13 protein-coding genes and 1 pseudogene are annotated in these 14,577 nt (G+C 66.5%); 10 read left to right on the top strand and 4 right to left on the bottom strand.

The window, feature by feature from the left end; all coding sequences use genetic code 11:
- Positions 1–96, top strand: a pseudogene (locus A5750_RS16905) (type VII secretion protein EsxI); the annotation flags it as partial.
- 78 nt (positions 97–174) lie between these two features.
- Here A5750_RS16905 and A5750_RS16900 read toward each other — a convergent pair.
- Positions 175–1,539 (bottom strand): PPE family protein, encoded by a 1,365-nt coding sequence (locus tag A5750_RS16900; RefSeq protein WP_067264354.1) that lies wholly within the window; start codon positions 1,537–1,539, stop codon positions 175–177.
- Positions 1,540–1,962: 423 nt separating this feature from the next.
- Between A5750_RS16900 and A5750_RS16895 the strand changes: the two genes are divergently transcribed.
- The 9 genes from A5750_RS16895 (at position 1,963) to A5750_RS16860 (ending at position 12,630) form a co-directional block, all read left to right on the top strand.
- On the top strand, positions 1,963–2,736 hold the full coding sequence (locus tag A5750_RS16895; RefSeq protein WP_066954770.1) for a response regulator transcription factor: 774 nt from the start codon (positions 1,963–1,965) through the stop codon (positions 2,734–2,736).
- Positions 2,733–4,259 (top strand): cell wall metabolism sensor histidine kinase WalK, encoded by a 1,527-nt coding sequence (locus A5750_RS16890; RefSeq protein WP_066954767.1) that lies wholly within the window; start codon positions 2,733–2,735, stop codon positions 4,257–4,259. Before A5750_RS16895 ends, A5750_RS16890 begins: the two co-directional genes overlap by 4 nt.
- A gap of 151 nt (positions 4,260–4,410) precedes the next feature.
- Complete coding sequence (locus tag A5750_RS26395) at positions 4,411–4,551, top strand: hypothetical protein (protein WP_231989234.1); 141 nt, start codon at positions 4,411–4,413, stop codon at positions 4,549–4,551.
- Positions 4,548–4,637, top strand: a complete 90-nt coding sequence (kdpF, locus tag A5750_RS26650) for a K(+)-transporting ATPase subunit F (RefSeq protein WP_156659595.1) — start codon at positions 4,548–4,550, stop codon at positions 4,635–4,637. The genes A5750_RS26395 and kdpF overlap by 4 nt, the downstream gene beginning before the upstream one ends.
- Positions 4,637–6,307, top strand: coding sequence for a potassium-transporting ATPase subunit KdpA (kdpA, locus tag A5750_RS16880; protein WP_066954764.1), 1,671 nt, complete (start codon positions 4,637–4,639; stop codon positions 6,305–6,307). Before kdpF ends, kdpA begins: the two co-directional genes overlap by 1 nt.
- Positions 6,307–8,451 carry a potassium-transporting ATPase subunit KdpB gene (gene kdpB / locus A5750_RS16875; protein WP_067264352.1) on the top strand — a complete coding sequence of 715 codons (2,145 nt, stop codon included), beginning with the start codon at positions 6,307–6,309 and terminating at the stop codon, positions 8,449–8,451. Before kdpA ends, kdpB begins: the two co-directional genes overlap by 1 nt.
- Before the next feature lies 1 nt (position 8,452).
- The gene (locus tag A5750_RS16870) at positions 8,453–9,373 is read left to right on the top strand and encodes a potassium-transporting ATPase subunit C (protein WP_067264348.1); all 921 of its coding nucleotides are present in this window, start codon (positions 8,453–8,455) and stop codon (positions 9,371–9,373) included.
- Positions 9,374–9,385: 12 nt separating this feature from the next.
- Positions 9,386–11,953, top strand: a complete 2,568-nt coding sequence (locus tag A5750_RS16865; RefSeq protein ID WP_067264345.1) for a sensor histidine kinase KdpD — start codon at positions 9,386–9,388, stop codon at positions 11,951–11,953.
- Entirely contained in the window at positions 11,950–12,630 is a 681-nt protein-coding gene (locus A5750_RS16860) for a response regulator (protein WP_066954753.1), read from the top strand. The genes A5750_RS16865 and A5750_RS16860 overlap by 4 nt, the downstream gene beginning before the upstream one ends.
- A 27-nt stretch (positions 12,631–12,657) precedes the next feature.
- Here A5750_RS16860 and A5750_RS16855 read toward each other — a convergent pair whose 3' ends face one another.
- The 3 genes from A5750_RS16855 to A5750_RS16845 form a co-directional block, all read right to left on the bottom strand.
- Positions 12,658–12,987: a hypothetical protein gene (locus A5750_RS16855; RefSeq protein WP_067264342.1), complete on the bottom strand. Its 330-nt coding sequence runs from the start codon at positions 12,985–12,987 to the stop codon at positions 12,658–12,660.
- Positions 12,988–13,087: 100 nt separating this feature from the next.
- The gene (locus A5750_RS16850; RefSeq protein WP_066945039.1) at positions 13,088–14,032 is read right to left on the bottom strand and encodes a Ppx/GppA phosphatase family protein; all 945 of its coding nucleotides are present in this window, start codon (positions 14,030–14,032) and stop codon (positions 13,088–13,090) included.
- Positions 14,026–14,514 (bottom strand): DUF501 domain-containing protein, encoded by a 489-nt coding sequence (locus tag A5750_RS16845; protein WP_067264356.1) that lies wholly within the window; start codon positions 14,512–14,514, stop codon positions 14,026–14,028. Before A5750_RS16845 ends, A5750_RS16850 begins: the two co-directional genes overlap by 7 nt.
- Positions 14,515–14,577 lie beyond the last annotated feature (63 nt).

Below are 14,577 nucleotides of genomic sequence, written 5' to 3'. Positions count from 1 at the left end.
ATCTACGAGCAGGCCAACGCCCACGGGCAGAAGGTGCAGAGCGCCGGCAGCAACATGGCCAGCACCGACAGCGCCGTCGGGTCCAGCTGGGCCTGACACCGCGTCTTCACTCGAAAGGGCCCGCACACCACGGTGTGCGGGCCCTTTTTGTTTCGAATGCCTTGCGGCCCTGCCTTATCCGGCCACCGGCGAACGCGGGATGAGTGAGGGACGAAACCCGATCCGGTGAACCGCACCGTCGGACTCGCGGCCGACCATGGCGCCCAGCGGCAGCCTGGACATCCCGGCTGGCTGCGCCGGCGTCGTCGCGGCACCCCACCCGCTCGGCATGGCGTTGGCGGCGGGCAGCGGCGTCACCGACGACGCCGCGCTGGCCCAGCCCGGCGGCACCGACAAGGTCCCAAGCGAGGCTCCTTGACCCACGCTTGCCGCCGTGCCCCCGCCGAGACCCCCGAGCGAGCTCGTGTTTCCGAGGCCGCCCAACGCTTGCGGTCCGGAAGCGCCCTCCGCCCCCAAAATCGAGCCCGCGCCCTCCATATCGAGGGCCAAACCTTGGTAATCGAGGCCCAGCCCCTTGTAATCGAGACCCAACCCGTAGAGGTCTATGCCGATTCCACCGCCGTCGGCCCCGAAGCCCGCGGCGTCGGAGCCCAGGCCGGCCACATCGGAAAACAGCCCGGCCGCGTCGCCGGAGGCGGCAACCCCGCCGAGCGAGGACGCCAGGCCGGACGCGGTGCCCAAGCCGGCGTTCGCGGTCTTGGTGGCACCCTTGCTGGTACCGGTCAGGCTGGACAGCGCACTGAGCGGGGCGGACGCCCCCGACGACCCGAGTGACGCCCCGGTGCCCATCGCTGCCTGCGACAAACCGGTGCCGGACGTCGATCCCGGGGTCGACAGGCTCTGCAGCGCCTGCGGCACCGACGACATCAGGTGCGCCGAAGCCGTCTGGGCGGTGCTGCCGGCTTGGGCGCCGGTCGCCTGGGTTACGGCACCGGCTTGGCCGGCCACCCCGCCCTGATTGGTCGTCCGGGGCGGTGGCGCGAACGCGCCGAAGGCCGCGGCGGACGCCGAGCTGGCGGCGTAGGTGTACATCGCGGTGGCGTCCTGGGCCCACATCTCGCTGTACTCGGCCTCGGTGGCCATGATCGCCGGCGTGTTCTGCCCGAGGAAGTTGGTGGCGATCAACGCGATGAGTCGCGCACGGTTGGCCGCGATGAGCGGCGGCGGCACCGTCATCGCATACGCCCCTTCGTAGGCCGCCGCGGCGGCCGTGGCCTGGACCGCCGACTGCTCGCACAGCTCGGCGGTGGCCCGCAGCCACACCACGTAGGGTGCGACCGCGGCGGCCATCGACATCGACGTCGGGCCCGCCCACTCTTGAATCAAGGTCGTGATCACCGATTCATATGCGCCGGCGGCCGAGTTCATCTCGAGGGCCAGTGAGTCCCATCCCGCCGAGGCGGCCAGCAGCGTCGCTGGCCCGGGCCCCAGATACATCCGACCGGAGTTGACTTCCGGCGGCAACGCGCCAAAATCCATTACTTTCCTTTAACTAGTTTGCCGACGCGGCGGCGCCGTGAGTATTGCGCCAACGAGCCCGAAATTGCGAAAAGCGTTCCACGCAGCCAGTTTTGGTACGCGAGTCAGGACTCCGTCGTCCTCCGCATCGAGGCTACGCATTCACCTGTCACCACATACGACGAAATGCAGCGCCTTGCAAAGAAGTCAAACCCGTTCTCCCGCGGCGGGATTTGTACGTATCGCCTGGAATTGGTCGGCAGATCAAACCAACGGCGGTGCGAATCCGGCTTTTTGGCAAATCAGCTCATCTCAAGCTGGCTGATGTGACTCATATAAAACTCATATTTGAGTGCCTTCGCGGTGACTCGCCCCGCCCGCAACATTTGAGCGTCCTATGAACTTCGTGACAGTTAGGTGTGTGGCTTGCCAGAATGTAGGAACATGACCGCAATGTCGGGTTACGCGGGTGGCCAACGCCCTCGCCAGGCCATCCTGGGGCAGCTGCCCAGGATTTACCGTGCCGACGGGTCACCGATCAGGGTCCTGCTGGTCGATGACGAGCCGGCGCTGACCAATCTGGTGAAGATGGCGCTGCACTATGAGGGATGGGTTGTCGACATCGCCCACAACGGGCGCGAGGCCCTCGCCAAGTTCGACAAGGTCAGCCCCGACGTGCTCGTGCTCGACATCATGCTTCCCGACGTGGACGGGCTGCGAATCCTGGAACGCATTCGCCAGTCCGACGCCTACACCCCAACGCTCTTCCTCACCGCGCGGGACTCGGTAATGGATCGGGTCACCGGTCTGACCGCCGGCGCCGACGACTACATGACCAAGCCGTTCAGCCTCGAGGAGCTCGTTGCCCGGCTACGCGGGTTGCTGCGCCGTTCCGGCCAGCAGTCGCCCCCGGCCGCCGAGACCCTCAAAGTCGGCGACCTGAGACTCGACACCGCCAGCCGCGAAGTGACCCGCGACGGCACACAGATCTCGCTTTCCTCGACCGAGTTCGAACTGCTGCGCTTCCTGATGCGCAATCCCCGTCGCGCGCTGAGCCGCAGCGAGATCCTCGACCGCGTCTGGAACTACGACTTCGCCGGGCGCACCAGCATCGTCGATCTCTACATCTCGTATCTGAGAAAGAAGATCGACTCCGGCCGCGAACCGATGATTCACACCGTGCGCGGTGTTGGATACATGCTGCGGCCCACGGAATGAGCCAGGACCGGGACGCCATGTCCGGGGACCTTCCGCGGTGGCTACCCCGTTCGTTACGCCGCCAGCTGCTATTGGGCGTATTGGCAGTAGTCAGCGTCGTGTTGATGACGGTCGGGATCGTGTCCGTGCTGAGCCTGCGCGGCTACGTTACCGCGATGAGCGACGCCGACGTCGCCGAGTCTTTGGACGCGTTGGGCCACTCGTACACGAAATACCTTAGGGGCGAACAGGACCCGGCCGGCGGGGCCAAGCCACTGACGGATGCGATGCTGCAGTTCACCGATCAGACGCCGGGGAACCTGATCGTGGTGCTGCACAACGGCACCGCGATCGGGTCGGCGGTCTTCTCGGAAGCCGAAGCACGGCCCGCACCCCCCGACGTGGTCCGCACCATCGAGGCGCAGTCGTGGGCAAACGGCCCGCCACGAACCGAAAACCTGGGCAGCCTGGGCTTCTATCGGCTCAAGAGCCACGTCGATGGACCGGACGTGCTGGTTGCCGGGGTGTCGCTGAACCTCGCCGACCGAATCATCGCCCGCAAACAGGTCACCACCACCCTGCTCATCGCGGCGGCGTTGGCGGTCACCGCCGGCCTCACCTTCTGGGTCGTCGGTTACACCCTCCGACCGTTGCGCCGGCTGGCCGGTATCGCCGCCGACGTCGCCGCCATGCCGCTGACCGACGACGACCATCGCATCAGCGTCCGGGTGCGGCCCAAGGACACCAACCAGCAGAACGAGGTCGGCATCGTCGGCCACACCTTGAATCGGTTGCTGGACAACGTGGATAGTGCGCTGGCGCAGCGCGCCGAATCCGACCTGCGGATGCGGCAATTCATCACCGACGCCAGCCACGAGCTGCGGACCCCGCTGGCGGCGATCCAGGGATACGCCGAACTCACCCGCCAAGACAGCTCGGAGCTGCCGCCGACTACCGAATACGCGCTGGCTCGCATCGAGTCCGAAGCGCGGCGCATGACGCTGCTTGTTGACGAGCTGCTACTGCTCTCCCGCCTGGGCGAAGGACAAGACCTGCAAAGCGAGGACGTCGACCTGGCCGACCTCGTCGTCAACGCTGTGAACGACGCGGCGGTCGCGGCGCCGACGCACCATTGGGTGAAGGACCTCCCCGACGAGCCGGTGTGGGTTCGCGGGGATCATGCGCGGTTGCATCAGCTCGTCAGCAACCTGCTGCACAACGCTCGGGTGCACACCCCGCCCGGGGTCACCGTGACAACCGGGATCACCTGCCACCGCGACGGGCCCGAGGCGCCATCGGTGGAACTGACCGTCGCCGACGACGGCCCCGGCATCGACCCGGAGCTTCTCCCCCGCCTGTTCGAACGGTTCGCCCGGGCGGACAACTCCAGGCTCAACAGCTCGGGCACCGGGCTCGGCCTGGCCATCGTCAATTCGATCGTCAAGGCCCACCACGGCTCGGTCACCGCCGAATCCAGCGAGGGCAGAACGGTTTTCCGGGTCCGGATTCCGATGATCGATGGCCCGGGCGCCGAGGCCGGATAGTCACACGGTTTTTCGCGTGCCGGCGGGCGTTAAGAAACCGTAAAGGCGCCCCGCGGCACCGTTAGGAAAGTGTCAACCAAAGGCCCTAGCCCCGCGGTGCCAGCTAATTTCAAGCTGAACTTGCCTCCGAGATAGCGCTGTGGCTGCCTCGATGAGGTCCTTTCGTATGCACGCGATGGGCGCGGAACGGAGACAAGATGGGCTCGGAATGGGTGTAGTGGCTTTCGTCCTGCTCACGGTGGCGGTGTTCGCCGTCCTTGGCCTGGTGCAGAAGTTGGTCGAGCGGCTGTGAACTACGAAAACATCGTCGGCTTAGTGCTTTCCGTCCTTCTCGCCTTATTTCTCGGCTGCGCTCTGCTCTTCCCGGAGCGGTTTTGATGGGCGAAACAACCGCAGGGCTGGTCTTTCTGGCCGTCCTTGTCGTGGCCCTGGTCGCGGTGCATGTGCCCTTGGGCGACTACATGTATCGGGTCTACACATCGAGGAAGGACGGTTACGCCGAGCGGGTGATCTACCGCCTAGTCGGGGTTGACGCGCGCTCGGAGCAAACCTGGGGCGCCTACGCGCGCAGTGTGCTGGCGTTCTCGTCGATCAGCATCCTCTTTTTATTCGTGTTCCAACTCGTGCAAGGCACATTGCCGCTGCATCTGCATGACCCTGCCACCAAGATGACGCCGGCCCTGGCATGGAACACCGCCGTCAGCTTCGTCACCAACACCAACTGGCAGGCCTATTCCGGCGAATCGACACAGGGCCACCTGGTCCAGATGGCCGGCCTCGCGGTGCAGAACTTTGTTTCCGCCGCCGTCGGCATGGCGGTGGCGATCGCGCTGGTGCGGGGATTCGCACGCACGCGCACAGGCGAACTGGGGAACTTCTGGGTCGACCTGGTGCGCGGCACGCTGCGGATTCTGCTGCCCATCGCGACCCTGGGCGCGCTCCTGCTCATCGCGGGAGGTGCGATTGAGAACTTCCACTTGAACGACCAGGTCGTCACCGCCCTCAACGGGGCGCAGCAGACGATCACCGGCGGCCCGGTGGCCAGCCAGGAGGCCATTAAGGAACTGGGCACCAACGGCGGCGGCTTCTACAACGCGAATTCCGCCCACCCGTTTGAGAACCCGACCGCGTGGACCAACTGGCTGGAAATCTTCTTATTGCTGGTGATCAGCTTCTCGCTGCCACGCACGTTCGGGCGCATGGTGGGCAGCAAGAAGCAGGGGTATGCGATCGCATCGGTCATGGCTTCGCTGTACGCGATCAGCGTGACCTTCATGATGTGGTTCCAATTGCGGCACCACGGCACGGTGCCGACCGCGGTCGGCTCGGCGATGGAGGGGGTCGAGCAACGGTTCGGCGTCGCCAACTCCGCGGTGTTCGCCGACTCGACGACGCTCACCTCCACCGGTGCCGTCGACTCCTTCCACGATTCCTACACCAGCCTCGGCGGCATGATGACCATGTTCAACATGCAGCTCGGCGAGGTCGCGCCCGGCGGCACCGGGTCCGGCTTGTACGGAATGCTGATCCTGGCGGTGATCACCGTGTTCGTCGCGGGGCTGATGGTCGGCCGTACCCCCGAATATCTCGGCAAGAAGATCAATCCACGCGAAATCAAGCTCGCGGCAAGCTATTTCCTGGTTACGCCGCTGATCGTGCTGACCGGAACCGCAATCGCGATGGCGCTGCCCGGCGAACGCGCCGGCATGCTGAACTCCGGACCGCACGGCTTGTCGGAGGTGCTGTACGCGTTCACCTCCGCGGCTAACAACAACGGGTCGGCATTCGCCGGGATCAGCGTCAACACCAACTGGTACAACACCGCCCTCGGCCTGGCGATGGTCTTCGGCAGATTCCTGCCGATCGTGCTCGTGCTGGCGCTGGCCGGCTCGCTCGCCAACCAGGGTCAGACACCGGAATCGGCCGGGACGCTGCCCACCCATCGGCCACAATTCGTGGGAATGGTCGCCGGGGTGACCCTGATTCTCGTCGCCCTCACCTTCCTGCCCATGCTGGCGCTCGGACCTCTCGCCGAAGGAATTCACTGATGACCGCCCCGACCGTCGACCTGGCTGAGCAGTCACAGCCCGCCGCGAACAATAAACGGGTGCAAGGCGGTTTGCTCGATCCGAGGATGTTGTGGAAGTCGACGCCGGACGCCCTGCGCAAACTCGACCCGCGTACCTTGTGGCGCAACCCGGTGATGTTCATCGTCGAGATCGGCGCCACCTGGAGCACCGCACTGGCCATCATCAACCCGACCTGGTTCGCATGGTTGATCGTGGTGTGGCTATGGCTCACGGTCTTTTTCGCCAACCTCGCGGAGGCGGTGGCCGAAGGTCGCGGCAAGGCCCAGGCGGAAACGCTGCGCCGCGCCAAGAGTCAGACGTTGGCGCGACGACTCAAGGATTACCGGCCGGGTGCCCCGGCCGTCGAGGAAGAGGTCGCGGCGCCGCTCCTGCAGCAGGGTGATGTCGTCGTGGTCGAGGCGGGACAGGTCATCCCGGGTGACGGCGACGTCGTCGAAGGCATTGCCTCCGTGGACGAGTCGGCCATCACCGGTGAGTCCGCACCGGTAATCCGCGAGTCCGGTGGTGACCGCTCGGCGGTCACCGGCGGAACCACCGTGCTCAGCGACCGCATCGTCGTGCGGATCACCCAAAAGCCCGGCGAGAGCTTCATCGATCGGATGATCGCGCTCGTCGAGGGCGCCAACCGGCAGAAGACCCCCAACGAGATCGCGCTGAACATTCTGTTGGCCGCGTTGACGATCATCTTCGTTTTCGCCGTCGCCACTCTTCAGCCGTTGGCCATCTATTCGAAGATGAACAATCCCGGCGTCCCAGACACCCAGGCGCTCAACGCGAATGGTGTCACCGGGATCGTGATGGTGTCATTGCTGGTCTGTCTCATCCCGACGACCATCGGCGCGCTGCTCTCTGCGATCGGCATCGCCGGCATGGACCGGCTGGTCCAACGCAACGTGCTCGCCATGTCCGGACGCGCGGTCGAAGCCGCCGGTGACGTCAACACGTTGCTGCTCGACAAGACCGGGACCATCACCCTCGGCAATCGGCAGGCCGCCGCCTTCGTCCCCCTCGACGGTGTCACCGATGAACAGCTGGCCGATGCCGCGCAGTTGTCGAGCCTTGCCGACGAAACGCCCGAGGGGCGCTCGATCGTCGTGTACGCCAAACAGCACTTCGGGCTGCGCGCCCGCACTCCCGGTGAACTCTCACACGCCCATTGGGTGAGTTTCTCGGCCGCCACCCGGATGTCGGGCGTCGACATCGATGGGCACCTGCTGCGCAAGGGTGCGGCCAGCTCCGTCGCGGAGTGGGTGCGCGGCCAGGGCGGAAAGGTTCCCCAGCAGCTCGGCGAGCTCGTCGATGGCATCTCCGCCGGCGGCGGCACCCCACTCGTCGTCGGGGAGAGCCGTGACGGCGAGGCCGCGGTGCTCGGCGTCATCCACCTCAAGGACGTCGTCAAGCAAGGCATGCGCGATCGATTCGACGAGATGCGCAGGATGGGAATTCGGACGGTGATGATCACCGGCGATAATCCCTTGACCGCCAGGGCGATCGCCGACGAGGCAGGCGTCGACGACTTTCTCGCCGAGGCGACGCCCGAGGACAAACTCGAGCTGATCAAGCGGGAGCAGGAGGGCGGCAAGCTGGTCGCGATGACCGGCGACGGCACCAACGACGCGCCGGCCCTGGCTCAGGCCGACGTGGGCGTCGCGATGAACACCGGTACCTCGGCCGCCAAAGAGGCGGGCAACATGGTCGACCTCGATTCCGACCCGACCAAGCTCATCGAGATCGTCGAGATCGGCAAGCAGCTGCTGATCACCCGCGGAGCGTTGACCACCTTCTCGATCGCCAACGACATCGCAAAGTACTTCGCGATCATCCCGGCCATGTTCGTCGCGCTCTTCCCCGGGCTGGACACGATCAACATCATGCGGCTACACAGCCCGGAGTCGGCGATCCTGTCCGCGGTGATCTTCAACGCGCTGGTGATCGTGGCGCTGATCCCGTTGTCGCTGCGCGGCGTGCGCTACACACCGAGTAGCGCGTCAAAGCTGTTGAGCCGCAACCTATATATCTATGGCCTGGGCGGCATCGTCGCCCCGTTCGTCGGAATCAAACTGATCGACCTAATCGTCCAATTCGTCCCCGGGATGTCCTGACATGAGCTTCTCGAGTTTCGTTCGCATGCATTGGGCGGCCTTACGCGCGCTGGTGGTGCTCACCGTGATCACCGGCATCGCCTACCCGCTGTTCGTCTGGCTGGTCGCGCAGATACCGGGGCTGCACGACAAGGCCGAAGGGTCGATCCTCACCGCCGATGGGAAGCCGGTCGGCAGTCGGCTGATCGGTCAGCTGTTCACCGATAAGGACGGCAACCCGCTGCCCCAGTACTTTCAGAGCCGGCCCTCGGCGGCCGGCAATGGCTACGACCCGCTGTCGTCGGGCGCGAGCAACCTCGGGCCGGAAAGCATCGTCGACACCCCCGCCGACCCGGCCCAACTGGCGGCCGGCAAGTCCGCATCGGATGCGGGCTTCAAGCCGAGCCTGCTGACAACGGTCTGTTCGCGCAGCGCAGCGGTGGGCCAACTCGAGGGGGTCGACGGTTCGCGGCCATTCTGCACGGGCGGCGGCGTGGGTGCCGTCCTGTCGGTGATCGGGCCCCGCGACGCCCGGGGGAACGTCGTCCACCCCTCCCGGGTGGTCAGTGTCAACGAGCCGTGCAAGGCGGCGACGCCGTTCCTGACCCTCTACGAGGGTGCGCGGGTCGAATGCGCCAAGTACGGCGAGGACTACACGAGCGGCCAGATCGTGCCCATCCGCGGCGCCGCACCCGCCGACCCGGCCGTGCCCGCCGACGCCGTCACCGCCAGCGGCAGCGGCCTGGACCCCGACATCTCGCCGGCCTACGCCGACCTCCAGGTCGCCAGGGTCGCCAAGGCCCGGCATGTCAGCCCCGATCAGATACGTGCGGTGTTGGCGCAGAATCGAAGCGGCCGCACCCTCGGGTTTTTCGGTGAACCGTGCGTCAATGTGTTGCAACTCAACCTGGCACTCGATCACAAATATCCGGTCTCGAGCTAGCGCGATGGGGGGATGATGGTTGACGTGAGTGTCGTTGACCACCGTCCCAAGCGCGGCGAGCTGCGGATTTACCTCGGCTCCGCTCCGGGGGTGGGCAAGACGTACGCGATGCTGGGCGAGGCTCATCGCAGGCTCGAACGCGGTACCGACCTCGTGGCCGGCGTGATCGAGACGCACGGCAGGGCGAAAACCGCTGAGCTGCTTGAGGGCATCGAGTTCGTTCCGCCGCGCTACATCGAATATCGCGGCGGCAGCTTCCCCGAACTCGACGTTCCGGCCGTCCTCGCGCGCAGGCCCCAAGTCGTCCTCGTCGACGAGCTCGCGCACACCAACACCCCGGGCAGCAAGAACGCCAAGCGCTGGCAGGATGTCGAGGAACTGCTCGACGCCGGGATCACGGTGATCTCCACGGTCAATGTCCAGCATTTGGAAAGCCTCAACGATGTGGTCGCCCAAATCACCGGTATCGAACAAAAAGAGACAATCCCGGATTCCATCGTCAGGCAGGCCTCGCAGGTCGAGCTGATCGACATCACACCTGAGGCGTTGCGCCGCAGGCTCTCCCACGGGAATGTGTACGCCTCGGAGCGGATCGATGCGGCCCTGTCCAATTATTTCCGGCGCGGAAACCTCACCGCGTTAAGGGAACTGGCGCTGCTCTGGCTGGCTGACCAGGTCGACACCGCGCTGGCGAAGTACCGCGCCGAGAACAAGATCACCGAGATATGGGAGGCCCGCGAGCGGGTGGTGGTGGCCGTCACCGGCGGCACGGAGTCGGAGACGTTGGTGCGACGGGCATCCCGGATCGCCTCGAAGTCCAGCGCCGAGTTGATGGTGGTGCACGTCATCCGCGGTGACGGGCTGGCCGGGCTGTCGGAGGCGCGGATGGCCAAGATCCGCGAGATGGCGAGCAGCCTGGACGCCTCGCTGCACACCGTGGTGGGTGACGACATCCCTACCGCGCTACTGGATTTCGCCCGCGAGATGAACGCTACCCAGCTGGTGATCGGCACCTCGCGTCGGTCGCGGTGGACGCGCATCTTCGAGGAGGGCATCGGCGCGAGGATCGTCGAGCAGTCGGGCAAGATCGACGTGCACCTGGTCACCCACGAGGAATCCAAACGCGGCTTCCGCGCGGCGTCACTGGCGCCCAACGAGCGGCGGGTGGCGTCATGGCTGGCGGCCATCATCGTGCCGTCGGCCATCTGCGCGGTGATCGTGACAGCGCTCGACCCATATCTGGGCACCAGCGGCGACAGCGCACTGTTCTTCGTCGGAGTGCTGCTGGTCGGACTGCTGGGAGGCGTTGCCCCGGCTGTAGTCTCGGCGGTGCTGTCCAGCCTGCTGCTGAACTACTTTTTGACCGCCCCCCGGCACACCTTCACCATCGCCGAACCCGATGCCGCCGTCACCGAACTGGTGCTGCTGCTGGTCGCGCTCGCGGTCGCGGTGCTGGTCGACGGCGCGACCAAACGCACCCGGGAAGCCCGTCGTGCCTCCCAGGAGGCCGAGCTGCTGATCCTGTTCGCGGGCTCGGTGCTGCGCGGCGCCGATCTCGAGACGCTGCTCGAGCGGGTCCGCGAGACCTACTCGCAACGCGCGGTCAGCATGCTGCGCGAACCCGGCGAGGAGGATCGCGCCGGCGGCAGAAAGGCCGACATCGTCGCCTGCGTGGGCAGGGATCCTTGTGCCACCGTCGATTCCGCCGACACCGCGATCGAGGTCGGCGACGACGAGTTCTGGATGTTGCTGGCGGGCAGGAAGCTTTCGGCGCGCGACCGCCGAGTGCTCAGCGCGGTGGCCAAGCAGGCCGCGGGTCTGATCCGGCAGCGCGAGCTGGCCGAGGAGGCCAGCCGGGCCGAGGCGATCGTGCGGGCCGACGAGTTGCGGCGCTCCCTGCTGTCGGCGGTCAGCCACGACCTGCGCACGCCGCTGGCCGCGGCCAAGGTCGCGGTGTCCAGCCTGCGCGCCGAGGACGTCGCTTTTTCGCCCGCCGACACGGCGGAACTGCTGGCCACCATCGAGGAGTCGATCGACCAGCTGACCGCGCTGGTCGGAAACCTGCTGGATTCGTCGCGCCTGGCCGCCGGCGTCGTGCACCCCGACCTGCACCGGGTGTACCTGGAGGAAACGGTGCAACGGGCGCTGATCAGCATCGGCAAGGGCGCCACGGGCTTCTACCGCTCAGCCATCGATCGGGTCAAGGTCGACGTGGGCGACGCCGTGGCCCTGGCCGACCCAGGGCTGCTGGAACGCGTTCTCGCCAACCTGATCGACAACGCGCTGCGGTATGCGCCCGACTGTGTGGTTCGGGTCAACGCGGGGCGGGTGGGCGATCGGGTTCTGATCAACGTCATCGACGAGGGTCCCGGCGTTCCGCACGGGACCGAGGAGCAGATCTTCGAGGCATTCCAGCGCCTCGGCGATCACGACAACAGCACGGGGGTGGGTCTGGGCATGTCGGTTGCGCGAGGCTTCGTCGAAGCCATGGGTGGCACCATTGCGGCCGGTGACACTCCGGGCGGCGGGCTGACCGTGACGGTGGAGTTGGCTGCCCCGAAACCGATGGGTGAGCGATGACTCGGGTGTTGGTGATCGACGACGAGCCGCAGATCCTGCGGGCGCTGCGGATCAACTTGTCCGTGCGTGGATACGAAGTGATCACCGCCTCGAGCGGTGCGGGCGCGCTGCGGGCGGCCGCCGAGCACAAACCCGACGTGGTGATCCTCGACCTGGGCCTGCCCGACATCTCCGGTATCGAGGTGCTGGCCGGCCTGCGCGGCTGGCTCACGGCGCCGGTGATCGTGTTGTCGGCGCGTACCGACTCGTCGGACAAGGTGGAGGCCCTCGACGCCGGGGCCGACGACTACGTCACGAAACCCTTTGGGATGGACGAGTTTTTGGCCCGGTTGCGGGCGGCCGTCCGGCGCAATGCCGCGGCGTCCGAGCTGGAGCAGCCGGTGATCGAGACGGAGGCGTTCACCGTCGATCTGGCCGCCAAGAAGGTCACCAAGAACGACGCCGAGGTCCATCTCACCCCGACCGAATGGGGAATGCTCGAAGTGCTGGTACGCAATCGGGGCAAGCTGGTCGGCCGCGAAGAGCTCCTCAAAGAGGTATGGGGCCCGGCGTACGCCACCGAAACGCATTACCTGCGAGTGTATTTGGCGCAGCTGCGAAGAAAGCTCGAGGACGACCCGTCGCACCCCAAGCATCTGTTGACCGAGTCGGGCATGGGGTATCGGTTCGAGGCGTGAGCGCTGTCGGGATTGTGGTCACATCCGTCACTCGTGAATCTGCGTCGGAGGACTCGACGATTTGCCCGCCTCATAGCGACAACGCGCCGCCTCACGCAGAGCCAGCACGCGCTGATGGATTCGGTGCTCGGTGGAGCGTGGGATGGACCTCGGTCCGTAGCGTCCGCGGCCGACGCGACGCACCCTTTCTCGGCCGATCTCCCAACGCAAGGCGTCCGAGATGACCTTCGAGGCCCGACCGGGGACCTGAAAACCCTGCCGGGTGAGAGCTTCGATCATTTCGCCGATGGTCGCCGGCCCATTGTGGGCGAGGTACGTCGTGAGCACATAACGCAGTTCGATTCCCTGAAGGTTCATCGCCGCACCATCGCATACCCGTGTGACACCCGGCGTTGTCGCTATGAGGCGGGCAAATCGTCGAGCCCTCCGGCGCGGAAACGCAAGTGGCGGCTGTGACTTACTCCGCGATCGACAGCACGATGCCGTCCAGGATGTCGTGCTCGCTGACGGTCAGCTCGTCGATGCCGGCGCGGGCGCGCAACTCGCGCGCCAACTCCTCGACCACGATCGCACCCCCGCCGATCACGTCGGCACGGCCCTCGTGCATCGGCGGCAGCGCCGCACGTTCGGATCGGGGCATCGCGATCAACCGCTCGCACACCGCCAGCAGATCGCCGCCGGGGACCCGCGAAAGATGAATGGCCGCAGAGTCATACGTCGTCATGTGGTGGGCCAGCGCGGACAGCGTGGTCATCGTCCCGGCCAGCCCGACCCAGGTCCGCGCCCCCTCCACCGGCACGACGCCCAGCGCGACCTCAAGACGTTCACGTACCACCGCGCGGGCCGCCTCCACCTCGTCGGGCGTCGGCGGGTCCGAATGCAGGCAGCGTTCGGTCAGCCGGACGCAACCGATGTCGGCCGAGTAGCTCGCCACCACCGCGTCGCCGCCGACTACGATCTCGGTAGAACCGCCGCCGAGGTCGACCACCACGAAAGGCCCTGCAGCAGGGTCCAATTCGCCTACGGCTCCACGGAAGGAAAGCGCCGCCTCTTCGGCGCCGGTGATCACCTCCGCCACCGCGCCCGGCACCACAGCGCCCAGCACATCGGCCGTCATCGCAAAGAAGACATCACGATTGGCGACGTCGCGCGCGGCCGACGTGGCCACCATCCGCACCCGCTCGACGCCGTGGCGCTCGAGCAGCGACGCGTAATCGGTCAGAGCGCCGCGGGTTCGGGCGATCGCCTCCGGCGCGAACTCGCCCGTCGCATCGACGCCCTGCCCCAGCCGCACGATCCGGGTCTCCCGATGCACGTCGCGCAGCCGGCCGTCGCTCACATCGGCGATCAGTAAACGAATCGAGTTGGTGCCGCAGTCGATTCCGGCGAGTCTGCTCACCATTGGCCCGCCGGCAGAACACCCGACATTGAAGGTTCGGGGGCCAGGATCGCCAGCGCCTCGTCACCGAGTGGATTGCAACCGGGCCCCTTGGCCAGCGAGTGCGCGATCAGCACGTGCAGGCACTTGACCCGGTCCGGCATTCCGCCGCCGGAAAACGTTGTGCCCAGCGGTTCGATCGCGTCCCGTTCGGCCAGATACGACTCGTGCGCCCGCCGGTACGCGGCCGCCAACTGCGGGTCATGCCGCAGCCGCTCGGTCATCTCACGCATCAGGCCCGTCGTTTCCAGCTTGCTCGCGGCCGCGGTCAACACCGGATGTGTCAGGTAGTACAGCGTCGGAAATGGCGTTCCGTCAGGAAGTCTCGGTGCGGTCTTCACCACGCCGGGCTCGCCGTTGGGGCAGCGGTAGGCGATCTCGAGCACGCCGCGCGGCTCCCGCCCGAGCTGACGCGCCACGGCCTCCAGGTCGGCACGATCAACCACCGGGCGCCGTGGGGTTCGCTGGGCCCGGCGGAACGGGACCGGCTGGGCCCGGTTCCGACGGGC

The organism is Mycobacterium sp. 852002-51613_SCH5001154 (genome assembly GCF_001667425.1).
Taxonomy (GTDB): domain Bacteria; phylum Actinomycetota; class Actinomycetes; order Mycobacteriales; family Mycobacteriaceae; genus Mycobacterium.
Note: the sequence above shows the minus strand (reverse complement) of the source record. Positions and strands in the feature narration are given on the sequence as shown.

Excerpts from the sequence above, each read along its gene's own strand:
- A5750_RS16900 (WP_067264354.1), bottom strand. The coding sequence starts at position 1,539 with ATGGATTTTGGCGCGTTGCCGCCGGAAGTCAACTCCGGTCGGATGTAT.
- A5750_RS16895 (WP_066954770.1), top strand. The coding sequence starts at position 1,963 with ATGACCGCAATGTCGGGTTACGCGGGTGGCCAACGCCCTCGCCAGGCC.
- A5750_RS16890 (WP_066954767.1), top strand. The coding sequence starts at position 2,733 with ATGAGCCAGGACCGGGACGCCATGTCCGGGGACCTTCCGCGGTGGCTA.
- A5750_RS26395 (WP_231989234.1), top strand. The coding sequence starts at position 4,411 with ATGAGGTCCTTTCGTATGCACGCGATGGGCGCGGAACGGAGACAAGAT.
- kdpA (WP_066954764.1), top strand. The coding sequence starts at position 4,637 with ATGGGCGAAACAACCGCAGGGCTGGTCTTTCTGGCCGTCCTTGTCGTG.
- kdpB (WP_067264352.1), top strand. The coding sequence starts at position 6,307 with ATGACCGCCCCGACCGTCGACCTGGCTGAGCAGTCACAGCCCGCCGCG.
- A5750_RS16870 (WP_067264348.1), top strand. The coding sequence starts at position 8,453 with ATGAGCTTCTCGAGTTTCGTTCGCATGCATTGGGCGGCCTTACGCGCG.
- A5750_RS16865 (WP_067264345.1), top strand. The coding sequence starts at position 9,386 with ATGATGGTTGACGTGAGTGTCGTTGACCACCGTCCCAAGCGCGGCGAG.
- A5750_RS16860 (WP_066954753.1), top strand. The coding sequence starts at position 11,950 with ATGACTCGGGTGTTGGTGATCGACGACGAGCCGCAGATCCTGCGGGCG.
- A5750_RS16855 (WP_067264342.1), bottom strand. The coding sequence starts at position 12,987 with ATGAACCTTCAGGGAATCGAACTGCGTTATGTGCTCACGACGTACCTC.
- A5750_RS16850 (WP_066945039.1), bottom strand. The coding sequence starts at position 14,032 with ATGGTGAGCAGACTCGCCGGAATCGACTGCGGCACCAACTCGATTCGT.